The organism is Petrimonas sulfuriphila, from assembly GCA_038561985.1.
GTDB classification, from domain to species: Bacteria; Bacteroidota; Bacteroidia; order Bacteroidales; family Dysgonomonadaceae; genus Petrimonas; species Petrimonas sulfuriphila.
This window is the reverse complement of sequence record CP073276.1, coordinates 2531101-2555482: the sequence shown is the minus strand read 5'-3', so window position 1 is coordinate 2555482 and position 24382 is coordinate 2531101. Positions and strand designations below refer to the sequence as shown.

Sequence of the window (24382 nt, the reverse complement as noted above, 5' to 3'; positions counted from 1 at the left end):
TACGAGTTTCGGCTCACTCCATTTCCAACAGTCCAAAGAACTGTGGAGCGTGAAAATCGGGTGAAGGCAAATCGATGGGGTTCCAACTGATGAAATGTGTTTCGGGAGTCTTATCACCGCACTTATAGAAATTTGCCCGGATCTTTTTTCCCGATAAACTCTCATCGGCATGGAAACCCATTGCCTGTCGGGGAATTATCAGGAACATCGTCCAGTCGCTAACCTGTATGCCGTTCTCATACCTGTGTCTGATCGTAGAAAAACGGGAGATCGAGGACATATGCTCCGTCAGTTTTTCCGCTATTTGCCGGGTTTCGTGCTTTGCTGCAAGTAACGCTCCCAATATATTACACTCAAAATTCCTATAAACGGCTTCGCCTTCCCGCTGCATAAAAAACTCTACACAACTGTCTTCCCAGACCGAACCGAAATCCTCTGTATTCACTGCACGTATTTTTTCTCCTACCACTTCAAAACAGAGGTAAATTTTTTCTCCATCGTGAGCAACACGCACCGTAACAGGAAGTGACTTGGGAAATTCTTTTTTCCAGTTCACCTGGTCAATTTTAGCGACTACGCCGGCTTCGCGCAATAAATTTATACAATCAAAAATAGTTTCGCATTGCGAAATGTGTTGTTTGGGTACTTTGAGAGTTTTCATCAGCAATTATTATTTTTTTCAAAAGTACCTGTTTTCCCCGGATTTAACAAAAATGCCGCCCACTTTTTTACCGGAGAAGCTCTTCCGCCTCCTCCATCGTGAGTTGCGGGCGAACAAGCGCATCGGAAAGGGCGGACTTATATTGTTGTAAACGGCGGATTTTTTCTTCCACCGTGCCCAGTGTTATATACCGGTAAAGCGTCACCTTCCGTTCCTGCCCGATACGGTGGGCACGGCTGACGGCCTGCATCTCGGCTGCCGGGTTCCACCAGGGGTCGAGAATAAATACGTAATCGGCGGCGGTGAGGTTCAGTCCCGTTCCCCCGGCTTTAAGCGAAATAAAAAAAGCACGCACTTCCGGATTGGAGTTGAACTCCGTTATTTCGATCTCACGCCGGATAGTCTGTCCCGTGAGCCAGGCGTATTTCCACCGGCGGGCATCGAAATAATCGGCAAACAGTTGCAAATGTTTCACAAACGATGAGAACACCAACACCTTATGCCCTTCTTGAAAAAGGGTCTCAACCGTGTCGATGACCTGTTCGAACTTGCCCGATTGTCCCGAAAAACCGCAGTCGACAAGCGCCGGGTGATTGGCAAGTTGCCGCAGGCGCATCAGGCCTGCCAGCGTAGAAAGGCCTATTCTCCGGCTCCCCTCCGAGAATTGTTTGACGAGGGTATTCCGGATTCTGTTTTTCTCCCGGTTATACCGTTCGGTCTGTTCTTCACTCATCTCACAGTAGCGGATTTCTTCGGTCAGCGACGGCAATTCCGGCGCGACCTGCTCCTTGGTACGTCGCAGGATAAAAGGCGAAATAATTTTCAGGAGCGACCGGACTGCCTCTCCATTCTCTTCCGGTGCCGGGATGAGGAAACGTTTCCGGAACTCGCCGAGCGGACCCAAAATCCCCGGATTCAAAAAATCCATTTGCGTCCAAAGGTCGGTAGGCGAATTTTCAACCGGAGTGCCCGTGAGTGTAAGCCTGTGGCGGGAACGAAGCCGTTTCACCGATAAAAAGGTTTGTGAGGCGGGATTTTTGATGTTCTGACTCTCATCGAGCACCACGTAATGAAAATCGAAATGTTGAAGGAAATCGATGTCCTGCCGCACCGTTCCGTATGTAGTGAGAACGATCGGGAAACGGCTCGACTGCCGTGCGAAAGCCTCGTCCCGAAAACGACTCGCCCCCGCATGCACATAAGCGGACAGCTCCGGTGCGAACTTCCTCAACTCATTCGACCAATTGTGGAGAAGCGAAGTAGGCATCACGACAAGCGACGGGGGAAACTCGGCGCTTGCTGCCCGGCCAAGGGCAACGGGCGCCTCGAAAAGCGAGAGCTGAACGGGCGCCCTGCTTCCCGGCGATGCCTCACCGCCGGTGTAATTGCACAAAAACATCGCAATGACCTGCAACGTTTTACCCAACCCCATATCATCCGCCAGGCATCCGCCGAAACGGTTTTGTTGCAATTGCATCAACCATCGGAAGCCGTACCGTTGATACGGACGCAGCACGGCATTTAACCCGCCGGGGATTTCGGCCGTGAGCATCGTGCTCTCCGGTTCCTCATCCGGCAACGCGCCTTTTTCGGCCAACTCTTTCACGCGAAAATGGTAGCCGGCAAGGCGGATATTGTCGCCGACGGCCCGCCCGAAACGAAACAGTTCACCGAACCGCGCAAACCATTCCGCCGGAAGCACGGCAATGCGCCCGTCGGGCAACAGATATTCCGTGATGCGGTTAAGGATGTGCCCCCTGAAGCGGACAAGTGGAATTTCGACATCATCGAAGCGAACCAAGCAATACACATCAAACCAGTCCCTTTTCCCGTTTACGGCAAACTCCAGGTTAATTTCGCCCGTATAGTAAACGTAATTCCCGAGCGACTGATTCAGTTCGAATGACCTCAACAGGGCTCCATTGCGGTTAATCCATTCAACGATGCCGGTTTTACTTTCTTCATTGCCCCAAACGGCAAACTGATTGTTTCGGCCGAGGATCAACCCGTTGTTCAGAAGCAAATCAACACAGTTTTGTTCCCACGGCTCGTCCCTAAAAAACCATCCGATGGAAAACGCGCCGTTTTGTTCCAGCAGTTCAACTTCTTTCTTTCGCGGAAGGTCGATAGCAAAAAGATGTTTCCCGTACCGGAATTTCAGGTTGAGCACCGGCATCAGGTCCAGTCCCGTTTCAAGCGTGAGAACAGCTACCGGCCGATGCGTCTGTTCAAACACGGAAAATCCCTCCGCCACCACATCAAACTCTTTCACACACGGCACAACAAATTTGCGGATATATTCGGGAACGTTTCGCGACGACACCTCAACCTGCTTTTTCACGAAAAAGGGACGCAATTTCTTCTCATCCACATCTTCAAAGTAATGCAGCCGGTTTCCGATAACCGCTTGGGCGGGTTTGGCGCAAAGCGGCGCAAAAAATCTCCCGAAAAGCGCCACCGACTCACCGCCGTTTCGCACACGCGCCGAGTAGGTAAACGTGGCCGCGTTGCGGAAAAGGAAAATCATTTTCGACGGGCAAGCCAGAATCTCGATAGCCCGGTCTTCCGAAAACTCGCGTTCGCGTATTTTTTCACGCAGAAACAGCGGTGTTGAAGTATCGCGCAGGGTAAGCAGCATTTCTTTATGCCGCGCCTCGATGAAAGGGCGTATATAGGTTTGAATGGTTTCGGGAGCGACTTTTTGCAGGAAAGCGGCCTCGTCTTTTTCATGCGAGTAGGTTTTCATCAGCGCCTTGTCGGAAAAACGTCCCGCCGCATTCACAATATTCTTTTCATCCTCCGACAGGTTTTCGTAATTCGAACCGCTGCCATGAGCCGTTTCGGTAATGGCGTACACTCCGGTTCCGGTGTCGAACGACGCAAAAACGGGTTGCAACAGATAACCGAATTTAGGATGAAGGGCAAGGGTTACAATAAGACGGTCGGACATCCAAAAAAAACTTTATTCTCGAATTACAAATTTGCGGATAAAAATTTCCTTATCTTCTCCGTTTCCGTGTTCCGGCGAAGGGCATAATCGTGTAATTGCTCTTCGGAGACAGGGCCAATAACGAAATATTTCGATTGTGGATGAGCAAAAATGAAACCGCTGACCGATGCCGGTGGATTCATCATTCCGTTTTCCGTCAACGAAATTCCGATCTCATCGGTTCTAAGCATATCGTGCAGTACAAAATTCATTGTTTGGTCGGGAATGGACGGATAACCCACCGCTGGGCGAATGCTCCGGTATCTTGAAGCCAGCATATCGGCAACAGACAGGTTTTCATCTTCCGCAAAACCCCAGTATTCTTTCCGGATCATGTGGTGCAACCACTCGGTTGCTGCTTCGGCCAGCCTTTCGAGCAATGATTTCAACAATAATGCCAAATACTCATCACCTTCGTCTTCATAAACTTGCAGCAGCTCATCGGCTCCATCTCCGGCAGTAACCGCAAAAGCGCCGACATAATCTTTTTTTCCGGATGAGGCTGGCGCAATAAAATCACTCAGGCTCAAGTATTCGTTTTTATCGTTCTTCTTTTGCTGGCGCAGCATGGGAATACGAACACCTTCAGCCAAAACATCATCGTTTTCACTGTATGCCTCATACAGGCCAAAAACAGCATGGATATATCCTGCCCGATCATTCACCAGCTTATTGAGCAAACGACGTGCATCATCGTACAATTTTGCGGCTTCGCCGGCCTTCTCCTGCTCGTCGTCCTTGAATTTTGCCATCCAGGCATTGCGTCCTTCCACTGTGAAATCCGAGTTAGCAACAGAGCCGAACTTGGCAGACAGGTTCCATCCGTGGAAGAAAAACTTCCAATCGATATAGGGAATTATAACCTCTACCGGAACGTTTTTCATCACTTTTCTTCCCATCATCCGGGGTTTTTCGGCAGAAAAATTTTCCCAGTCAATCTTATATGCGTTTTCCCGCGCTTCTTCAAGTGAAACCAGTTCTACTTTTCTGTCCGTACTGTTTTCGCGAAGGGCAGCGTATTCATCACGCACTTGTTGGGAATAATTTCCGTTCGTTTCATGATTTAACAGGTTCGCCACCACTCCCGGGCTTTGTGATGCATCTTTAACATATACCACTGCTCCCCTACTGTATTTCGGCTCTATTTTCAGGGCCGTATGCAACTTCGACGTGGTGGCACCACCGATGAGCAGAGGCATCCGGAATCCGACTTTTTCCATTTCAGCCGCAACAACAGCCATCTCTTCGAGTGAGGGCGTGATTAGTCCGCTCAATCCCACAATATCAGGTTGTTCACGAATAACGGTTTCGATAATTTTTTCGGGCGGGACCATCACCCCCAAATCCACAATTTCGTAATTGTTGCACGACAACACGATGGAAACGATGTTTTTTCCGATATCGTGCACATCACCCTTCACGGTAGCCAACACGATTTTCCCGGCTTTTTGCGCTGCTCCTGACGACTTTTCAGCTTCGATAACAGGTTGAAGTATGGAAACAGCTTTTTTCATCGTTCGGGCAGCTTTAACCACTTGCGGAAGGAACATCTTCCCGGAGCCGAACAAATCGCCTACCACGTTCATCCCTTTCATCAGCGGCTTATCAATAACATCCACAGCACGTGGATATACCGCAAGCGCTTCAGCGATATCTTCGTCCATAAAATCACCGACCCCCTTCACGAGAGCATAACTCAACCGCTCTTCGAGAGGCAGGGATCGCCACTCGAGCACTTTTTCCTTCGATTCTTCCGGGGTTTTGTTTTTGATGCTCTGTGCATACTCCATCATCCGCTCCGTGGCATCTTCCCTGCGATTGAAAATGATATCTTCCACCAATTCTTTTACTTCGGCGGGTATATCTTCGTACAACTCCGATTCTGTGGGATTGACTATTCCCATATCCATTCCGGCCTGAACGGCATGATAGAGGAAAACCGAGTGTATCGCTTCCCGGACATAGTTGTTTCCCCGGAATGAAAAAGAGAGGTTACTCACTCCTCCGCTCACCTTAGCTCCCGGTAAATTGGATTTTATCCATTTCACACTCTCCAGGTAGTCTACGGCGTAATTGCGGTGTTCTTCCATTCCCGTAGCAATCGCTAGCACATTCGGGTCAAAAATGATGTCTTGAGGAGGAAAACCGTTCCCGACAAGCAACCTGTAGGCTCTCTCACAAATTTCGATGCGCCGGCCGTAGGTATCCGCTTGTCCTTTTTCATCGAAAGCCATTACCACAACTGCCGCACCGTACGACATTACCTTTCCGGCTTCCTCCAGAAATTCCACTTCACCGTTTTTCAAAGAGATGGAGTTGACAATACACTTCCCCTGCATACATTTCAGGCCGGCCTCTATCACCTCCCATTTCGATGAATCTATCATCACGGGAACACGGGAAATATCCGGGTCGGATGCTAGCAGGTTGAGAAAACGGGTCATCTCCTGCACACCATCGAGCAACCCATCATCCATGTTTATGTCGATGACCTGTGCACCGTCTTCTACCTGTTTACGGGCAATCTGCAGGGCTTCTTCGTATTTCTTCTCCTGAATCAGGCGCAAGAACCTGCGTGAGCCCGCTACGTTACACCGTTCCCCGATATTCACAAAATTAATTCCGGGCGTCAGCACAAATTCTTCCAGGCCCGAAAGACGCATCAACCGGGGTTGTTCTACAGGAGCCGGTGGCACAACATCCGCTACGATTTCGACATATTTTGCAATGTGTTCGGGAGTGGTTCCGCAGCAACCGCCAACGATGTTTACCAATCCCTCGTCGATAAACTCCCGGATTTGGGAGGCCATCTTTTCGGGTGTCTCATCGTACTCTCCAAGCTGATTGGGTAGCCCTGCGTTGGGATAAGCGCTCAGGTAAAAAGGTGAAACGCGGCGAAGCTGCTTCACATAGGGTTTCATATCCGATGCGCCGAACGAACAGTTCAACCCCACCGAAAGTAAGTTGGCGTGGCTTACCGATGCAAGAAAAGCGTCTATCGTTTGTCCCGACAGTGTCCTTCCTGCCTTATCCGAAAGTGTTACTGAGAGGGAGACAGGTATATTCCTGCCCCTTTTTTTCCCCACTTCGTGAGTCGCAAAAAGAGCAGCTTTGGCGTTGAGCGTATCGAAAATGGTCTCGATCAGCAGGATATCAATCCCATTTTCCACCAAGGCGTCAATTTGTTCGTAATAGACATCGCGCAGATCATCGAAAGTTACGGCACGGTACATCGGGTTTTCCACATCAGGGCTCATCGATGCAGTTTTGTTAGTGGGGCCAATGGAGCCGGCAACAAAACGGGGTTTCCTGGGGTTTTGAGCCGTAAATTCATCGGCGGCTTTTCGCGCGATCTGAGCCGCTGAAGCATTGATTTCCCGTACCAGATGAGCCATTCCGTAATCATCCATCGAAATGGCGTTGGCATTGAACGTGTTGGTTTCGATAATATCGGCTCCAGCAGCCAGATAGCTGCGGTGAATTTCATCAATGATTTTCGGTTGCGTAATGGAAAGCAAATCGTTGTTCCCTTTCTGCAGCTTCGCAGCATCCCTGAACTGTTCGCCGCGATACTCCTCTTCCGTGAGCTTATAACGTTGTATCATTGTTCCCATAGCACCATCAAGAATGAGGATGCGGGATTCTAAAATTTCTTTTATTTTCATGCTTAACAAAATGTCAAATTAAATATTCTTATACGAATACATGGCTTTTCGCTTCATTTTTAAAAAAATCCGCCGAACCCAAACCACCAGCCAGGCTACCACCAACCTTACACCCAATATCCACCAGACCGATACTCCCAGCGCCACGAACAATAAATTATCCTCAATGACGGAATGGGAAACCGCCAGGTGGTAGTTTAATAATTCGGCATCCGACCGCGTTACTTTTCCCTCCTTCATCTGGTCAATCATCAACGCTCCACCGTAAGCCAGCCCAACGATATAACCGATAAGCCAAAGAAATCCGGTGCTCTCCGACAGACCGAAAAAACGTAAAACAGATTCAATAGCTTTCGACAACCTTACTATCATGTTGTTCTGTTCCAACAACTTATAAATAACGTTCAGAACGGTAACAATGAAGAATATCAGCAATGCCATCTGAACCGAACCCTTCAACCACAGCACCAGCACGTCTGCAACAGAGGTTGGCAGTTCAGCATTTACCTTGACGAACAAGGGCATTCCCATATCAGCCGGAAGGATCAGGTTAAGCAGCACCCCGACCAATATGCTGACAACAATCCGTAAGGAAAACATGGACCAGAACGATGTGCCCGTTTTTGCCTGGATAGCGCTTTCTACGGGTAAATTATGCGCTATCTGGCACATCAATGCCAGAATAGTCAGTTCACGCAACGTCACCGTCATTGACATTATAATTGCCAACGGCGCATAGAGGGGAAGGAAGATACTGGTGATGAATATAATTGCCGTGCTTCCGGGCAAACCGAGATGCAGGAAAACGGGGTCAAGGAACTGTGCAATAAAAGCCAAAGCCCCAAAATAATCAAGAAAACGAACCAGCAACGAGATGGGTAAAATAATTTTGAGCAGCCATATCGTTGTACTTCCTGATTTTCTGAAAGACGGGAAAAGTATCTGTTTGAGAAAATTCATTTTTTAAACATCCTGTCCATTGAGCGTTTGTCTTCCTTCTCTTTCAGCGATTGCCGTTTATCGTATTGCTTTTTTCCCTTTGCCACCGCAATAACCAGCTTTGCCAGCCCTTTTTCATTGATGAACAATCGTATGGGCACAATCGTGAATCCGGTTTCCTTGGTCGCACGGGTAAGCTTTCGCAATTCGTTCCGGTTCAGCAACAGTTTTCGGTCGCGCCGTGCCACGTGGTTGTTGTAGGTTCCGTAAAAATATTCGGCGATATGCATATTCCGCACCCAGAGTTCGCCTTTCTCAAGCAGGCAATAGGTATCCACCAGACTAGCCTTGCCAAGGCGAATCGATTTTATTTCGGTTCCGGTAAGCACAATACCCGCGGTGTAAGTTTCGAGCAGTTCGTAATCAAACGTGGCCCGTTTGTTTTTTATATTTATGGGTGCTTGTTTCATTTCTTTGAGACTATTGGAGATCAAATGTCAGACTTCAGACTGTTTTGTTGAGTGAATAGCTTTCTTAACCGGGCAATAAATTTATCATAAATTCCAATAATATTTTTATTGCCAGAGGTACAACAACAATAAGCAATGATGCAATAACGGTGAAACTCAACTTTTTGTTTGCCGTCATGTGTAAAAAATCACCGGCACCTGCGTAAACGATATACAACGTATAAATTATAGCAAACCACAAAAAAACAGCTCCCGGCAAGAGGGGTATCAGGAAAAACAAGAGGTATAGCACCACCGATGAATAACCCACAAATAATTGTGCGGCATGCAACTTTTTACCTAACCCAAATTTAGGGAAAAGCTCGTTTAATGCATACGATACCAGATAAAATCCGCCAAAAAGCGCCGACACCACGATAACCACCTGTTTTAACGCCCAATGGATTCCACCGTTATCGGCGAGCCACATTCCGCCAATAAAAGAAGGAATGGCAATGAACCCAAAAACGGGAAACAGGAAGTTGTTGATAAAATCCTGTTGTCCAGTATCTCTATCAGAAATTCTTCTCCATCCTTTTCGCGGTGAAGCAATTAAACAATAAATCGTTTTAATGATCGTTGCAAACATTACCTTTTGATTTTGAAGTGCAAAGGTAATGATTTCTTGCGGAAGTGCGATTGTTCCAAACCAGCCAATGCTTTTTTAAGTAAGGTTGTGGCATAATCGAGTGATATCTTATTAATCCCTGTAGTTTTTTTCGCAATTTGGCGTCTAATAAGAACAAATCTCATTATAACAAACTAAAACACAAATCCAGTTAAATAAAGAATTTGAGAAATAAGGTATTATCTTTGTACATGTGCATACACGATTTTTAAATGAAAAAACAACAAATCCTCTTTTGGATTATTTTCTTAATCGCCATAGACCAAGCAGTTAAGATTATCATAAACGTTTATTTCCTAGATATCAAATTCGAAATTATTCCGGGGTTGTTAGAGTTTAAACCTGTATTTAACAGCAAACACAGCTATTTAAATTCGTTGCTATACAAACACTTCAATATAAATTTGGGATTTTGGTTTCATATAATTTTGTTTTTGGTTGCTCAAGCCATTTTTATTGTTCTACACGATTTCTTAAAAAAAAATACCATTGACCGTGAAAAAATTCTCGATACCGGACTTGTATTTCAAATATCCGGATTTGTATGCGCGTTAATCGGAAACATAATCTGGGAAAACGGCATCCTTGACTTTATCTACCTGAAACCTCTTTTTATTTTTGATTTTAAAGATGTATATCTCAACTGTTTTGCAATTCTATTTATTATTTTTGTACACAAGCATAATAAACAAATAAAGCATTTTAAAACGAAAGATATAATTCAATATTCAAAAACCAAATTAAAACGATGGAACGAAGAGACTATCTCCTACTGGAAATCGAAAAGATAGGCCTTGTATTAACTGCTATAAAGCAGAAACTTTTTGGTGGTAAAGAGAATTTAGCCATAACTGTCAATAAACAAATGGAAGAGACTAAAGACATCTTGCTCAACGGACTGAATTTTGAGTTTGATAAATTCCTCACCTTAGATATGGATGAATCCATTCAATATTTAGACAGTTTCAACGGGTTCAATGTTGAGAACACCGACGAGTTGGCTGGATTTTTTTTAGGATTAGGCATTAAAGACAATTCCTCTCCATCTAAGGAATATTTAGAGAAAGCGCTACAGCTTTATACCATCAGTAACTTAAAAAGCAAAACATACTCTATGGAGCGGGAAATGCATATTATGAAAATAAAAAATGCATTGGAATCAATATAAACCTACAATCCAGTAAAATACTGTTCATAATTACTATTATGTCTAGCCCTCATAACGTAACACTCTTGACTAAACATCCGAAATTTTTCCGCTGAAAGTTGTAGTTTTTCACTCACTTTTGCGTCTAACAAATAAACGAAGTGAACGATGCATCTCGAAAAAGAGTTTGAAAAAATTGTCAAGCAATACAAAACAAACATGTACATGATTTGCTACATGTACGCCAAAGACAGCGACGAGGCCAACGACTTTTTTCAGGAAACACTTATCCGCCTGTGGCAGGGATTTTCTCAATTTCGCGGCGAAAGCAATATCAATACGTGGATTTCGCGTATCTGCATCAACACGTGCATATCGTCGCTCCGAATGACAAAAAAGCATGCGGCAACCATCCCGCTATCCATCGACCTGGACATGCTGGATGACGACCGCGAACAGAGCCGGCAACTAAACCGGATGCACACGCTCATCAACAAGCTGGGCATATTGGACAAGGCACTTATCCTGCTTTGGCTGGACAACATGAGTTATGCTGAAATTGCCGAAATAATGGGCATCTCCGTTTCCAACGTATCCGTAAAACTTTTGCGGATAAAGGAAAAGCTGAAAACAATGGCCTCCGTCGCATCTGACGAATTAACCGTTTGACGCATTTAACTCCCTACGCCTCAGACCAAAATCGGCCAGATGCGACACAAAAAAACGACATCGAATTGTCCGGAAAATTTGAAAACGATGTCTATGTATTTATCATTATAAACATTAAACTTTAAACTTTTTGAATATGGAACTCGAACAACTGAAACAACAATGGGAAATTTTACATAAGAGGCTTGATGAACAGAAAATTATTAACAAACGGTTGATGGAAAATGCGGTAAGACAGAAGATTGATTTTATCAATTCATACAATCTTTTTACCTCAATTTCTGCTCTTATCTTAATTCCCTTTCTTTTTATAGTACAAAAACAGAAAAATTTAGATGGCATATTATTTTATTTCATTCTAATTTGTGCTTTTTTGTTTATTGGTTTTAGTGTTTTTTGGTCGCTTCAATTTGCAAAAAAAATGTCTGTCAAAACAAAAACACTTGAACTTGAGAAATTTTTATTAAAATACAAGCGATATACCTATATTTCTACAATTATAGCATACATTTGGTCTATTATTATTTTCGCATGGACCATTGTAATTTATTACGATTTGTTTGTACAATACAATAGACTTGAAATAGCAATAGTTGCGTATTTAGCAACATTTCTTTTAATTGTCTTTATAGGTACGCGCGATATTAAACGGCTAAAAAACCTCCACCAAAGCATTTTCGACCTTAAGGAATTTGAAAAAGAATAACGTTCTCACTTCGTTTTTACGTTATCCTTTTTCACGGGCAGGCGATTTTTCGTCTGCCTACTTTATAAAAAAACACTACCTTTGTGCAATGATTATCAATCAACTCAAGCTTATTATTCTGCTCAAACTGACCACCTTGAAACGATCTGTGCGGGAAATTCCACCTGTACACCTTATTCTTTTGTCCATTTTCGCACTTTCGACAAGCTGGTTTCTTTTAAAAGCGGATATTCCCGTAACGGGGAAGTCCCTTTCCGTGGCGGCAATGCTTCAACTGCTCGTTTGCACGCGCCTGAAATATCCCGCCAACAAAAAAGAATTGCTGAATCAATACCCGAAACTCTACCCCGCTTCGTTGCTCACAGACACTTTACTTACCACACTGCCGTTTCTTTTCGCACACATTCTTTTTTGGTTTGTAGCCATTGCCGTCGCTCTGCCATATACACTGCTTTCTGTGCAAAAAGAACGAAAAACCGCCATAAAACTACCCGCCCTGCCGTCCCCCTTTTTCCCGAAAAGCGCCTATCTGTGGCATTCGCAATTCCGGGTATTTCTACCGGCGGTTTGGCTGTTTATCGCCGCAATTTCAGTTATCGCACGCATCCACGAAAATTTCAACCTGGCCATTGTAGTTTATAACGGCGGAGTTTTCGTTTCCGTCATAACGGTAATGCTGCAAAAAGAAGGAAGCGATTTCATCGGCATTTATCTGAACGGCTCACGTTTTAGAAAGCGGACAACGGAAGAAACCCTCGTGAGCGCCACCATATTCGCACTGCCGCCTGCCGTTTTGTTGCTGCCGCTGTTCCCTTCGGAATGGCCGGCAATCGCATTGTCGTTCCTGTGCATCCTGCTGATTAGCCTGAATTTATTGTGGATAAAATACATTTTTTACCCGTCAATGATATTGGCATCGTTGTTCTTTTTCGTGGGAATAGCTGTTCAGGCCGCATTAACCATCTCGCAATACGGCTTGGCGTTAATTCCTTTTTATCATCTCGGGCTTTACCATTTTTTTAAAAAAAGGACCCACCTCTATTTTACCGAAAATGAGAGAACTGATTATTGAATCGTTAAGCAAGAAATATGGCGATGTCCGGGTGTTGGAAAACCTGAATCTTCGCTACCGCTCCGGCACGATAAACGGCATCATCGGGAAAAACGGCGCGGGGAAAAGCACGCTTTTCAACTGCATTGCCCGCAATACTCCGTACCGCGGGAAAATTGAACGGAAAAACATCGAATCCATCGGTATGTTATCCGCCAACCCCTACATGTTCCCGCGCATCACCGGATACGAATTTATCCGCTTTTGTCTGTCGGCAAAAAACCGCAGGGAAAACAGGCAAAAGATGCTGCAACTGAACCGACTGTTTGAACTTCCGCTCGATAAATACGCCGAAAACTATTCCACCGGAATGCTCAAAAAGCTGCACCTGCTGGCGCTCTTTCTTCAGGAAAACGATTTGCTGCTGTTGGATGAACCTTTCAACGGACTGGATATTCAATCATCGGCATATTTATCTGAGATTTTAAAACAGATGAAACATTCCGATTCGCTAATTCTTGTTTCTTCGCACGACATCTCGCATCTTCTGAGAATTTCCGGCACCCTCACTACCCTGGAAAACGGAAGCGCTTATTTCAGAACCGAATCGCTATCGGATATCGAAAAAGAGTTTCAACGGGAAGCCGAAGAAAGAGTAAAAAACTTGTTCTCCATAACTTAGATACCGGCCAAGTCAAAACCGGCAAGCATTTTGAAAAAAAATCCGCCAACCGGTGTAAGATTTTTTCCGGCTTCCCGTCTATATATGTGTATGAACGCTCAGCAATTTCAACATCAAATCCTGTGCTATTCCGATAAGCTGTATCGCATGGCACGCTCGGTATTAAAAGACGAAAGCCTGTCGCAGGATGCCTATCAGGAATTGATGATGCGGTTGTGGGAAAAGCGCGGGCAGTTGGAAATAATCGAAAACCAGCAGGCCTTTGTGCTGACATCGATGCGAAACTTGTGCATTGATTGGCTGCGAAAACAACAACCCAACGGGGAAATTCCTGCTAACGCGACATACCCTGCACCCGGTCCGCATCAGCTTACGGAGGAGGCCGATACGGTAAACACCATCAGCAGGATGATTGACTTGCTACCCGAGATGCAACGAACCATTGTCCGGATGAAAGACGTGGAGGAGATGGAGGTTAAGGAAATTGCCGAAATCATGTCGATAACGGAGAATGCCGTTACCGTAAACCTGTCGCGAGCCCGAAAAAAACTCCGCGAAATGATTCTGACTCATCAACAACAGGAGAAACTGCTTTATGAACAACATAGATAACATACTGAACAATTATTTTGAAGGCAAGACATTGCCCGAAGAGGAAAGCAGGCTGAAGGAATATTTCCGGAGCAGTACCGTTTTGCCTCAGCACGAAATATATAAACCCCTGTTTATTGCTTTCGATAAAGAAAAACAAATTGCTGCTCCTTTTTTTGAAATTCCGGCAGAAAAGAACCGTAAAAAACCGTTTCCAATCTGGAAATTATGGATCGCTGCAGCAAGTATCGCTGCAGTTACTCTCCTGGTCGTTACTTTGTTTCCGTATAAAAACAAAGTAGGAATACCGTCAGGCGATTACCTGGTTTTCATAAACGGCAATGAAGTAACCAATCCGCAAAAGGCGCAACAATACGCCGATAAAATGTTTATGCAAGCCGATGAAATCATCCGCACCAGCTATAAACCGATTGTAGAAGCAAATGTCATACAAACCGAAATGGATGCCGACAGGATCTTTGACGACTTATCGCAAAAAATCAATTATATAGAATCTGTGAAACAATAATTTATAAACCCTACAAATATGAAAAAAATTCTTTCAATTTTATTTTTGGCAACCGTTTTTGTTGCCGGAGCATCGGCTCAACAACTCGAAAAGTTGTTCGACAAATATATGGAGGATGAGCGTTTCAATTATGTGTATCAGAAAAAAGCGAGCATGATGGATAGGCTGAACGATGCCGGAAACGTAGACGTCTGGGTGTTCGACAAATCGACAACAAGCCTGGGACGTCAAATGCTCACGTTGAATTCGGCCGACAAATCGCTGGACGAAAGTTTTACCCGGGAAGTGGAAAACGCGCTCAAAGCCGATAAATACGAACAGGTTTCGATCGTAAGAAACGGGAAAAACAGGGTGGAAACGTATGAGAAAAATACCGATAAAGGGATAGCAAAAGTCAGTTTTATAAAAAATCCCGGCAACATTATGGTTACATTGAATGTATACGCTCCCAGAAAATAACTCTACTTTTAAATACAAACACTTTACGGAAATAGGATGCGATATCGTGTTTCCGTTTTTTATTTTTAATTATCTTTGTCCGTTTAACAACCAAAGGTCAACAGATGCAACCAACCAAACCCTACCGCGATTTTTCAGAATTTCTCACGCAGAGATTTCCCTTTAAAGTTCAAAAGATTTCCATCAATGCCGGCTTTACGTGCCCCAACAGAGATGGAAGCAAGGGCCGCGGAGGATGTACCTACTGCAACAACCAAAGCTTCAGTCCGGGGTATGGCAAACCGACAAAAAGCATATCGGAACAGTTGGCTGACGGCATTAACTTCTTTTCGCACAAGTATCCCGAAATGAAATACCTGGCATATTTTCAATCGTACACCAACACATACGACAGCATACAAAAACTCATCGAGATGTACGAAGAAGCGCTTGCCTATCCTGATGTTGTGGGCATCATCATAGGCACCCGGCCCGATTGCATGCCGGATGAGTTGCTGGATTATTTTGCAGAGCTCAACAAAAAAACGTTCGTTTTAATCGAATATGGAGTAGAAAGTACATTAAATAAAACGCTGGAGCGTGTAAACCGTCAACACACCTGGGAGGAATCTGTTGAAGCCATTACAAGAACAGCAGAAAGGGAAGTTCCAGTAGGTGTACATTTAATTCTGGGGTTACCGGGAGAAACAGATGAAGACATTCTAAGTCACGCCGTAGAAATCTCAAAATTACCGCTAACAACCGTAAAACTCCACCAGTTACAAATTATTAGAGGGACGGCTATGGCCAAAGAGTTCAGGTTGCTTCCAGAGTCGTTTCACCTTTTCGGACTTGAAGAGTATGTGGATTTATGCGTTGATTTCGCAGAACGGCTGAATCCCGATTTTTATATTGAACGATTTGCGTCCCAATCACCAAAATCACTGCTTATTGCACCTGATTGGGGATTGAAAAATTATGAGTTGACAGAAAAAGTAAAGAAACGATTTAAGGGGAAAAATACGTTTCAGGGAAAACTCCACTCCCATAAGAATCACTACAAGTAGTGATTTTTTTTTTAACAAAAACGCATTTACTTTGTACGTTGAATTTAAAATTTATACACAAATCAAATGCACTTTAGAAAATCGTTTTCACTACAAAAAAGCGGTATTTTATTCCTTTTTCTTTACCTTATCATTCCAATTTCTGCTATTGAAAAAGACTCCCTACGACATTACAACTTAGATACGTTGGTGGTTTCCACATTCAAGCATGAAAACAACAAACTCATGAGGCCAATGGCGGCAAGCGTGGTTACCTCACAACTTATGGAGCGGCAACAGATCAGCGAAATGAAAGGTTTTACCGGAATTATTCCCAACTTTATGATCATCGACCGCGACACACGCCTCACCTCCTCGGTTTTCATCAGAGGTGTTGGTGCGCTTATAAACACTCCCGGCGTAGCGATGTATGTTGATGGAATTCCACATTTTGAAAAATCATCGTTCGATATCAACTCGTTCTCCTTTCCGCTATCAAGGCACCCGTCTTCAACTTCGCTACGGGAGTTACGACGAAACTTCCGTTACGCTTTCTCATCTCGGCAAAGCGAACGACAAATTCGCCCACAGCATTGCCGGAAACTACAATTACTACGGCGGTCACATCACAAATGTTCATACGGGGAAAAAGGCCAATTATCTAGGTTCAGCTTCTGTAAATACACGCTTTGAATGGCGGCCTTTACCACAAATGAATATCCGCCTAACTAATAATTTCGAGAATGCTCACCAAGGTGCTTTTTCTTATGGAGATGTAAATAACAAAACACTTCTCGTTGATTCTGTAAGCACAGATCATCCCAGCTATTATAAACGAAAACTATACGATGGAGGCCTTCAGATAAGCTATTACAACGATTACATCGCCATCAGATCGCAAACCTCCGTTCAACACTTAAACGATACGTATGAAGTTGACCAGGACGGCTCACCCAAAAATCTGTATTTTGCCATTCAATCAGAAAAACAACGACTAATATCCGAAGAAATCATCTTGAAAGGACTTGACGACAATATTTACGGATGGAATTTTGGCGTGTTTGCTTTCAACCACGGTATCGATCGTGCTACCGATGTATTTATGAACTTGAGGACCCCAAAGTATAAACTCGAAAAAAGATACGATGATTATAGCCGGGGAATTGCCCTGTTTCATCAATCCACACTCAACATTACGTCTAAACTCCGTGTTGAAGCCGGTTTACGGTATGATTATGAGAAAGCAAATTCTATTCACGAAGAACATAAAATAATCGAGAGTGAAGCACAATTAATTAACGATTTCGATTCGCCACTTACCTTTTCACAATGGACACCGAAAGCATCACTCCAATATTTACCCACTCATCAATCACAATTCTATCTTACCGTTGCAAAAGGCTATAAAACAGGCGGATTTAATACCGTTTTCGATACACCCCTGCAACGGACATTCGAACCCGAATACAGTTGGAACTATGAACTGGGAAGCAAGGGTTGGATCATACCCGAAAAACTTTTTGCAGAGGTAGCTCTGTTTTGCATCAACACCTACAATCAACAAATTAAGCAACACCTGGACCAACAAGGAATAAAAATATTTAACGCCGGTAGTTCTGTAAGCCAAGGATTTGAAGCTACACTTAACGCAACCCCTTTTAAAAACTTCGGGATAGATGTCGCATACGGCTTTACGCATGCAACGTTTACGAAATATCAATACAGTAATGATATCGATTATAGCGGTAAGTTTTTACCTTTTGTCCCGCGTAATACAGTTTCGGTAAACGCTGACTATACGATCCACACAACCAACGAATTTTCCGATGAAATAAGTTTTAACGCAAACTATACCGGTATTGGTGTAATGTTCTGGCACGAGAGCAATACCGTACAACAACCGTTCTATGGCTTACTTAATACAAGCGTAACCGCAAGAAACGGCAATGTAAGCTTTTCACTCTGGGGAAAAAACATCACCAACACTCAATATTTAGGTTACTTTTTTGAGGTAGGCGGACGAAAACGTGGAAAACAAGGCAAGCCTTTATCCGTTGGGATCAGCTTGACTTTAAACTTCTGAAGCAAAAATGAAAATAGATAAATCGTACAATCTCTTTACCTTTTTCACACTCTATATCGCCCAATCCATTCCGATGAGCTTTTTCTCTTCGGTTTTACCTATCTTAATGCGGCAAGGCGACTATTCTCTCGTGGCCATCGCGCTGCTGAAACTAATAAAGTTGCCGTGGATCATGAAATTTCTGTGGTCACCGATAATCGATAGAAAATGCGATAGCATAAACGATTACAAGCGATGGATTTTGGGTTCGGAAATAGTCTACGCCCTGCTCATTTTTGTTGTGGCTATGCTCAACCTGCAAACAAATTTCACGCTCATCATCGGGTTGATTCTTCTTGCATTTATTTCATCGGCTACTCAGGATATTGCCACAGATGCGTTGGCTGCCAGGTCTTTTGAACGCCGCGATAACAGCTTGCTCAACAGCATGCAGTCTATGGGTTCGTTTACAGGAAGCATGGTAGGCGGGGGATTCCTCCTACTGCTCTTTCAGCAAATCGGATGGGGTAAAATGCTACCGTGGGTTGCCATATTTGTATTACTGGCGCTTGTTCCACTGCAATTAAATATAAACCTAAGATTACGCGAACGGCAAAATAAAAGTAAGGCTCGCCCACAAGACATGTACCTGTTCTTTAAACAGAAAGGAATTGGCAAACACGTGTTATTCCTCTTTTTGTTTTATTCGGGAGTGATCGGCATTCTCTCCATTCTCCGGCCGTTGATGGTAGATCTGGGCTACGATATGAAAGAAATCGGGGCAATGATAGGTGTTTTCGGAACGGCTACCGGCATCTTCTGTTCGTTCCTTTCGGGGCTGTTTATCCGAAAGATCGGGCGAAAAAAATCACGACGAATCATATCGCTGCTTATCGTTGCCACGGCAAGCTATTTCCTGTGGGTGCACGCTTCGGGAAACGTCCACAGTCTCGTGGCAATAATGGCAGGAATTGCTCTCGTATGGGGCACTTACGGTATGGCTTCCACTATAGTTTATACCACATCGATGGACATTGTGCGAGAAGGCAGGGAAGGTACTGATTTTACTATGCAAATTGTTATTACGCATCTAAGTTCTATGATCGTTGCCATTATTTGTTCACGAATTGGAGATATTTTCGGATACGACGGATTATTCGCATTAGAGATTTCTCTGGCAGTAATTTCGTTCGTTTTCGTGTGGTTTTATCGTCCTCCTTTTTCAATGGATAAACTTGAAATGGAACAAATTCCAAATACTTCACATAACGAATAAAATGGATCATTTAATTTCAAAATACAATACTCCTGTACCCCGCTATACCAGTTATCCGCCTGCAAATTTCTTTCACGATAATTTTGCAGAGTCTCAATTTTGGGAAGCTATTACACACTCCAACACTCAAGAACCCAATCACCTCTCTTTCTACATCCATATCCCGTTTTGCAAACGAATGTGCTATTATTGCGGATGCAACTCTTTTCCTATGCAGCAAGAGCAAGAGGTAAGAGAATACAGGGACGCCATAAAAAGAGAAATAAATTTGGTCTGTGAAAAGATAAGCCCCGGGAGAAAAATATCGCAAATTCATTTTGGTGGAGGGTCGCCCACGGCAATACCATTATCTTACATTAAGGAAATCAACTCGTTGTTACTGCAAAAATTCGAATGCATTGACAACCCCGAGATAGCCATCGAATGTCATCCGGGATACATGGACGAGCACGATTTTGAATTGCTGGCAGATGCAGGATTCAACAGAATAAGCATTGGCATTCAGGACTTCAACAATGCAGTATTAAAAGCCTGTAACCGTAAAGCACCCCAAGTCCCTATCGATAAAATAGTTACCGCGCTGCGAAACAGAAATATTCACATCAATTTCGATTTTATTTACGGATTGCCCCTGCAAACAACGGAAAGCTTCGAAGAGACAATTCAACAAGCCATCGCACTTTCTCCCGACCGCCTTGTAACTTTTTCTTATGCTCACGTTCCGCATATATTTCCACGGCAGCAACTTCTCGAAAGAAATCCATTACCACAGGACGAACTGAAAAGTAACATCTACGAAAATGCACAAAAACTATTGCTTCACGCCGGCTATATTCAAGTAGGAATAGACCATTTTGTCAAACAAAACGACGAATTATCCATTGCCCGACAAAACCATACACTGCATCGAAATTTTCAGGGATATTGTACCCGACGTACAACCGGACAGGTTTATGCTTTTGGCGCCACAGCCATTTCGCAACTTACCTCTGCTTATACACAAAATACCAAAAGCATAAACGAATACATAGAAACCATAAACAAAGGACATATTCCGGTAAAAAAAGGATATGCGCTTAGCCAAGAAGAACAAATCTTACGCGAAGTCATCACGGATCTTATGTGTAATAACAGGATAAACTGGCAAGAAATAGCCGACAGAGTTAAGCTATCTGTTGCAGAAGTAAAATCTGCAACGACGTACGACGAAAAAAAATTACAGGAATTTGCTGATGACGGCATCACTGAGTGGTCTGAACAGGAAATAAGAATGAAACAAAAAGGATCTCCGTTTGTAAGAAATGTAGCGGCATCGCTCGACAAGCTTTTGCTGCAATCGGATAAAACATTTTCAAAACCGATATAATGATTAGCCTAATGGAAAAAGACGTAGTAATAATAGGGGCCGGACTTACCGGATTAACTGTTGCTTTACTTCTGAAAAACAGAGGATTGTCGGTAGCAATTCTTGAAAAGAGTAATCGCGTAGGCGGACAAATACAAACATTTCATGAAAATGGCTTTGTGTTTGAGTCGGGGCCAAATACCGGAGCAAGCGCATCAGAAGAAGTGATTAATTTATTTAATGTACTGCAGCCCGATTGCGAAATAGAATTTGCCCGTAAAGAATCGGAAAGCAGGTGGATATGGAAGAACGGACAGTTCCATCCATTGCCCAACGGTCTGTGGAGCGGCATTATTACACCGTTGTTTACATTTAGTGATAAGCTGCGGATATTGGGTGAACCTTTTCGGAAGAAAGGAAAAAATCCAGACGAGTCCATAGCAGCGTTGGGTGCCCGCCGTTTAGGAAAATCGTTTGTCAATTACGCTATCGACCCGTTCTTATCGGGAGTTTACGCCGGCGATGCCGAAACACTCATTACCCGTCACGCATTGCCAAAGCTCTATAGTCTGGAACAAACCTACGGTAGTTTTATCGGAGGAAGCATAAAAAAATCCTGCGAAAATAAAAGAGACTCCCGGTCTAAAACTCCAAAAGGTATTTTTTCGGTGAAAGGCGGCATGGAGAATTTACCCAAAGCCATGCAAAAACATATCGGAACAGAAAACCTGTTTCTTTCTGCAACCGGCACCATCGTTTCACAAAATTCTAAAAACAGAGCATGGCAGATTGAATGCACACAAAACGGAAAAGGACTTAATTTTACCTGCCGCCACGTAATAACCACCGTGGGAGCTTATGCTTTGCCGCCACTCCTACCGTTTATTCCTTATAACGAAATTGAAAAGATAAGCAATCTGCGCTACGCCCCAATCGTTCAAGTGGCAGTAGGAGTAAAAGAACGTGAGGAATTAACATTCAGCGCTTTTGGCGGATTAGTATCATCTAAAGACAAAGAGGATTTTTTGGGAATTCTTTTTCCGTTCTCTTGTTTTGACAAAAGATGTCCGGAAAACGGCGCTCTTTTTTCTTTCTTTATGGGTGGAACAAAGCGAGTAGATTTAACGCAGTTATCTGACACGGAGATTGAAGAAAAAACGGTAAAAGCTTTTCATCGCATGCTGAAATTCCCGGAAAACAAAATGCCCGATTTGATTAAAATATTTCGTCATCCGAATGCTATTCCCCAATATGAAATCTCTTCGGAAGAACGATTGAAAACGATATCGGAATTGGAAAAAAAATTTCCCGGCTTGCATATAGCCGGTAACCTGAGGGACGGAGTAGGAATGGCGCATCGCATTATTCAAGGAACAAAATTGGCCAATGAGATAAATCAGAAAAGTCACATCTTATAATTCCACGTACGTTGCGAATATTTCTCACGTTGCAATGTTTCTATAGCTTCCACCTCAGCCGGAGAGAATGAGGTTAGCCCGGCAATGTTAAAATATTTCATCGATTCATCTACAAACCGCTTTACAAATTCCCGGAAAGAAAAGGGGTTCCTTTTTTCTTCTTTCAAAAAAGAACTTATGTTTTTCACCGGACTGGGTACGGAAGCCGTTGCCTTGGTTATAAGGTTTCTTTTTTCCGGACTTAACGAACGTTTCAAATGTTCTAGATTGCTTTCGTAAAGCAATGTCCCGTGATGCAATTCACGGCCTTTTGACACATGCGACGCGGTACCCGAAACCTTGTACCCACCGGGTAACCATAAGTCTTTTCTCTTTCCGGTTTCAACGGGAATATTCAGCTGCTGAAGCACATGGATCACGGGCAAAAGAAAATCGGCGCTGAGCGGCATTTCTTTCTTATCGGATATAAAAGCGTAGTTCAGGTTTCCTGAATCGTGATAAACAGCTCCTCCACCCGATAAACGCCGGATAATGCGAATATCTTTCTCAATACAAAAGTCCATGTCCACTTCGTTCACCACCGCCTGATTATAGCCAACAATAACACTTGCATTATTTACATACAGGAAGAGATAATCTTCCCGGACGGAAAAAAGGTATTCCTCCGCAGCCAGGTTAAAAGCCGGTACGGTTGAGGGAGAAAAAATAAGTTTCGTATTCAAATTGAACTTATCCAACATTAAAGGCGATACGAAGGTCATCTATCTCCTTGTCCCCGATAGGTTTCAACGGTCCGATAGCAGAAGCCATCACGAGAGAATTGGCCGAAAATTCGGCAACTTCCAGGTAATCGAAAGTGTTGAGCAATTTATCTCCTGTAACAAAGACACTGTCGTTCTCCACCAAAATCACCCGGTTTTCACGAAACATTTTTGCTACACCGTCAATCTCGTTATAAATCAGTCCGAACGGAATCGAAGGCACGTCCTGCAGGAAGATCCAACTTTCGGGAATCGTACGTACATCAAACTTGCTTCCGCTCACAGCGTGTGCCATCAGGTTGATGGGTTGAGTGCAGATAATGGAATTGATGTGCGGATTAAGCTGATAAATCCGTTGGTGAAGCGCTACCGAACGGCTGGGTATTTTTCCTGCTTCTGCCATTCCGTTTTTGATTTGTACAATATCGCTCGGCAAAATATCCCAACGGGCAACATCACGGGGCGTTATTAAAAAGTCATCGTTACGCCACCGTACACTCACCGTTCCATACGTAGAAATCATCAAGCCCTGATCGCATGACCGGCGAATGATATTAACCATTTCGGTACGTAAAGCACGTTCATCAGACGGATATTCTACATCCATAAAATGTGAAATATTCCTCGGGATATGGTTCACATAGCTTGCCACCTGTTCGTCAGAAAGATATTTTACTTTTCCGAGTTTACCTGCATTCACGATGGTACGGCAGCAAAACTCCAAGGTTTCAAACCGCTGATAAGCGTCCATCATATCGGTCCCGCCCAGCACAACACCGTGATTTTCCATAATTACGGCCCGGAAACGTTTGTCTTGAAACACACCGGCAATTTTTTTTCCAAGGTCTTCACTCCCAGGTGTGCCATAAGGCGCAAAACCGATATCGCCACAGACATTATGCGCCTGCGGAACAATCTTGGTATCGGGGACAGTGCCGGCGATGCTGAAAGCGACCAGCGCCGGTGGATGAGCATGAATGATTGCCGTTATATCCGGACGAGATTCGTAAATCGCCCTGTGGAAAGGATATTCTGAAGATGGTTTGTGAAGGCCTACGACGGATCCATCTTTTTTTACACACATAATGTCCTTGGTGGTCAGATTTCCTTTATCCACGCCCGACGGTGTGATCCAGATATCTCCGTTATCATCCCGGATGGAAATATTTCCACCGGAAGTGGTGGTCATTCCGCTTCGGTAAATTCGTCCGATAATTATGTTGATCTGCTCTACCGGATGCATTAAATGAATGTCTAGTTGTTTCATATG

General features: G+C 43.9%; 23 protein-coding genes. 15 read left to right on the top strand and 8 right to left on the bottom strand.

What is annotated here, in order from left to right; genetic code table 11:
• Positions 1–13 precede the first annotated feature (13 nt).
• From KCV26_10670 to KCV26_10645, 6 genes are all read right to left on the bottom strand, one after another.
• A complete protein-coding gene (locus KCV26_10670) occupies positions 14–661 on the bottom strand; it encodes a hypothetical protein (GenBank protein ID WZX35768.1) in 648 nt (215 codons plus the stop codon).
• Positions 662–728: 67 nt separating this feature from the next.
• Positions 729–3611: a DEAD/DEAH box helicase gene (locus tag KCV26_10665; protein WZX35767.1), complete on the bottom strand. Its 2883-nt coding sequence runs from the start codon at positions 3609–3611 to the stop codon at positions 729–731.
• A 23-nt stretch (positions 3612–3634) separates the two neighbouring features.
• Complete coding sequence (gene metH, locus KCV26_10660) at positions 3635–7315, bottom strand: methionine synthase (protein ID WZX35766.1); 3681 nt, start codon at positions 7313–7315, stop codon at positions 3635–3637.
• An 18-nt stretch (positions 7316–7333) separates the two neighbouring features.
• Positions 7334–8275, bottom strand: a complete 942-nt coding sequence (locus KCV26_10655; protein ID WZX35765.1) for a nucleoside recognition protein — start codon at positions 8273–8275, stop codon at positions 7334–7336.
• The gene (gene smpB, locus KCV26_10650) at positions 8272–8724 is read right to left on the bottom strand and encodes an SsrA-binding protein (protein WZX35764.1); all 453 of its coding nucleotides are present in this window, start codon (positions 8722–8724) and stop codon (positions 8272–8274) included. The genes KCV26_10655 and smpB overlap by 4 nt, the downstream gene beginning before the upstream one ends.
• Positions 8725–8788: 64 nt before the next feature.
• Positions 8789–9352 carry a DUF1282 family protein gene (locus KCV26_10645; protein WZX35763.1) on the bottom strand — a complete coding sequence of 188 codons (564 nt, stop codon included), beginning with the start codon at positions 9350–9352 and terminating at the stop codon, positions 8789–8791.
• Positions 9353–9603: 251 nt separating this feature from the next.
• Between KCV26_10645 and KCV26_10640 the strand changes: the two genes are divergently transcribed.
• From KCV26_10640 to hemG, 15 genes are all read left to right on the top strand, one after another.
• Entirely contained in the window at positions 9604–10182 is a 579-nt protein-coding gene (locus tag KCV26_10640) for a signal peptidase II (protein WZX35762.1), read from the top strand.
• Positions 10140–10559, top strand: coding sequence for a hypothetical protein (locus tag KCV26_10635; GenBank protein WZX35761.1), 420 nt, complete (start codon positions 10140–10142; stop codon positions 10557–10559). The genes KCV26_10640 and KCV26_10635 overlap by 43 nt, the downstream gene beginning before the upstream one ends.
• A 147-nt stretch (positions 10560–10706) precedes the next feature.
• Positions 10707–11207 (top strand): sigma-70 family RNA polymerase sigma factor, encoded by a 501-nt coding sequence (locus tag KCV26_10630; protein ID WZX35760.1) that lies wholly within the window; start codon positions 10707–10709, stop codon positions 11205–11207.
• Between the two features lie 136 nt (positions 11208–11343).
• Positions 11344–11913, top strand: a complete 570-nt coding sequence (locus tag KCV26_10625; GenBank protein ID WZX35759.1) for a hypothetical protein — start codon at positions 11344–11346, stop codon at positions 11911–11913.
• An 88-nt stretch (positions 11914–12001) separates the two neighbouring features.
• The gene (locus KCV26_10620) at positions 12002–12985 is read left to right on the top strand and encodes a hypothetical protein (GenBank protein ID WZX35758.1); all 984 of its coding nucleotides are present in this window, start codon (positions 12002–12004) and stop codon (positions 12983–12985) included.
• Positions 12966–13646: an ABC transporter ATP-binding protein gene (locus KCV26_10615; GenBank protein ID WZX35757.1), complete on the top strand. Its 681-nt coding sequence runs from the start codon at positions 12966–12968 to the stop codon at positions 13644–13646. Before KCV26_10620 ends, KCV26_10615 begins: the two co-directional genes overlap by 20 nt.
• A 90-nt stretch (positions 13647–13736) precedes the next feature.
• Positions 13737–14258 (top strand): RNA polymerase sigma factor, encoded by a 522-nt coding sequence (locus KCV26_10610; GenBank protein ID WZX35756.1) that lies wholly within the window; start codon positions 13737–13739, stop codon positions 14256–14258.
• Positions 14242–14766 (top strand): hypothetical protein, encoded by a 525-nt coding sequence (locus KCV26_10605; protein ID WZX35755.1) that lies wholly within the window; start codon positions 14242–14244, stop codon positions 14764–14766. Before KCV26_10610 ends, KCV26_10605 begins: the two co-directional genes overlap by 17 nt.
• Positions 14767–14784: 18 nt before the next feature.
• A complete protein-coding gene (locus KCV26_10600) occupies positions 14785–15225 on the top strand; it encodes a DUF4252 domain-containing protein (GenBank protein WZX35754.1) in 441 nt (146 codons plus the stop codon).
• Between the two features lie 104 nt (positions 15226–15329).
• Complete coding sequence (locus KCV26_10595) at positions 15330–16271, top strand: TIGR01212 family radical SAM protein (GenBank protein ID WZX35753.1); 942 nt, start codon at positions 15330–15332, stop codon at positions 16269–16271.
• 66 nt (positions 16272–16337) lie between these two features.
• On the top strand, positions 16338–16943 hold the full coding sequence (locus KCV26_10590) for a Plug domain-containing protein (GenBank protein ID WZX35752.1): 606 nt from the start codon (positions 16338–16340) through the stop codon (positions 16941–16943).
• Positions 16944–16962: 19 nt separating this feature from the next.
• A complete protein-coding gene (locus KCV26_10585; GenBank protein WZX35751.1) occupies positions 16963–18333 on the top strand; it encodes a TonB-dependent receptor in 1371 nt (456 codons plus the stop codon).
• Between the two features lie 7 nt (positions 18334–18340).
• Entirely contained in the window at positions 18341–19588 is a 1248-nt protein-coding gene (locus KCV26_10580; GenBank protein ID WZX35750.1) for an MFS transporter, read from the top strand.
• Position 19589: 1 nt separating this feature from the next.
• Positions 19590–20954 carry an oxygen-independent coproporphyrinogen III oxidase gene (hemN, locus tag KCV26_10575; protein ID WZX35749.1) on the top strand — a complete coding sequence of 455 codons (1365 nt, stop codon included), beginning with the start codon at positions 19590–19592 and terminating at the stop codon, positions 20952–20954.
• A gap of 11 nt (positions 20955–20965) precedes the next feature.
• Entirely contained in the window at positions 20966–22351 is a 1386-nt protein-coding gene (gene hemG / locus KCV26_10570; protein ID WZX38378.1) for a protoporphyrinogen oxidase, read from the top strand.
• On the opposite strand, the gene KCV26_10565 is transcribed toward hemG, so the two are convergent.
• Together KCV26_10565 and KCV26_10560 are read right to left on the bottom strand one after the other, a co-directional pair.
• Entirely contained in the window at positions 22339–23112 is a 774-nt protein-coding gene (locus KCV26_10565; GenBank protein ID WZX35748.1) for a lipoate--protein ligase family protein, read from the bottom strand. The two genes, hemG and KCV26_10565, sit on opposite strands and share 13 nt — an antisense overlap.
• Positions 23081–24379 (bottom strand): class II aldolase/adducin family protein, encoded by a 1299-nt coding sequence (locus tag KCV26_10560; GenBank protein ID WZX35747.1) that lies wholly within the window; start codon positions 24377–24379, stop codon positions 23081–23083. The genes KCV26_10565 and KCV26_10560 overlap by 32 nt, the downstream gene beginning before the upstream one ends.
• Positions 24380–24382: the final 3 nt, after the last annotated feature.

Bases quoted from the DNA above. Each gene is read 5' to 3' on its own strand.
- KCV26_10615 (WZX35757.1), top strand. From the start codon at position 12,966: ATGAGAGAACTGATTATTGAATCGTTAAGCAAGAAATATGGCGATGTC.
- KCV26_10565 (WZX35748.1), bottom strand. From the start codon at position 23,112: ATGACCTTCGTATCGCCTTTAATGTTGGATAAGTTCAATTTGAATACG.
- KCV26_10655 (WZX35765.1), bottom strand. From the start codon at position 8,275: ATGAATTTTCTCAAACAGATACTTTTCCCGTCTTTCAGAAAATCAGGA.
- KCV26_10630 (WZX35760.1), top strand. From the start codon at position 10,707: ATGCATCTCGAAAAAGAGTTTGAAAAAATTGTCAAGCAATACAAAACA.
- KCV26_10580 (WZX35750.1), top strand. From the start codon at position 18,341: ATGAAAATAGATAAATCGTACAATCTCTTTACCTTTTTCACACTCTAT.
- hemN (WZX35749.1), top strand. From the start codon at position 19,590: ATGGATCATTTAATTTCAAAATACAATACTCCTGTACCCCGCTATACC.
- KCV26_10620 (WZX35758.1), top strand. From the start codon at position 12,002: ATGATTATCAATCAACTCAAGCTTATTATTCTGCTCAAACTGACCACC.
- KCV26_10605 (WZX35755.1), top strand. From the start codon at position 14,242: ATGAACAACATAGATAACATACTGAACAATTATTTTGAAGGCAAGACA.
- KCV26_10670 (WZX35768.1), bottom strand. From the start codon at position 661: ATGAAAACTCTCAAAGTACCCAAACAACACATTTCGCAATGCGAAACT.
- KCV26_10645 (WZX35763.1), bottom strand. From the start codon at position 9,352: ATGTTTGCAACGATCATTAAAACGATTTATTGTTTAATTGCTTCACCG.
- KCV26_10595 (WZX35753.1), top strand. From the start codon at position 15,330: ATGCAACCAACCAAACCCTACCGCGATTTTTCAGAATTTCTCACGCAG.
- KCV26_10640 (WZX35762.1), top strand. From the start codon at position 9,604: ATGAAAAAACAACAAATCCTCTTTTGGATTATTTTCTTAATCGCCATA.
- KCV26_10560 (WZX35747.1), bottom strand. From the start codon at position 24,379: ATGAAACAACTAGACATTCATTTAATGCATCCGGTAGAGCAGATCAAC.
- KCV26_10625 (WZX35759.1), top strand. From the start codon at position 11,344: ATGGAACTCGAACAACTGAAACAACAATGGGAAATTTTACATAAGAGG.
- KCV26_10665 (WZX35767.1), bottom strand. From the start codon at position 3,611: ATGTCCGACCGTCTTATTGTAACCCTTGCCCTTCATCCTAAATTCGGT.
- KCV26_10600 (WZX35754.1), top strand. From the start codon at position 14,785: ATGAAAAAAATTCTTTCAATTTTATTTTTGGCAACCGTTTTTGTTGCC.
- KCV26_10610 (WZX35756.1), top strand. From the start codon at position 13,737: ATGAACGCTCAGCAATTTCAACATCAAATCCTGTGCTATTCCGATAAG.
- smpB (WZX35764.1), bottom strand. From the start codon at position 8,724: ATGAAACAAGCACCCATAAATATAAAAAACAAACGGGCCACGTTTGAT.
- hemG (WZX38378.1), top strand. From the start codon at position 20,966: ATGGAAAAAGACGTAGTAATAATAGGGGCCGGACTTACCGGATTAACT.
- KCV26_10590 (WZX35752.1), top strand. From the start codon at position 16,338: ATGCACTTTAGAAAATCGTTTTCACTACAAAAAAGCGGTATTTTATTC.
- metH (WZX35766.1), bottom strand. From the start codon at position 7,315: ATGAAAATAAAAGAAATTTTAGAATCCCGCATCCTCATTCTTGATGGT.
- KCV26_10585 (WZX35751.1), top strand. From the start codon at position 16,963: ATGAATATCCGCCTAACTAATAATTTCGAGAATGCTCACCAAGGTGCT.
- KCV26_10635 (WZX35761.1), top strand. From the start codon at position 10,140: ATGGAACGAAGAGACTATCTCCTACTGGAAATCGAAAAGATAGGCCTT.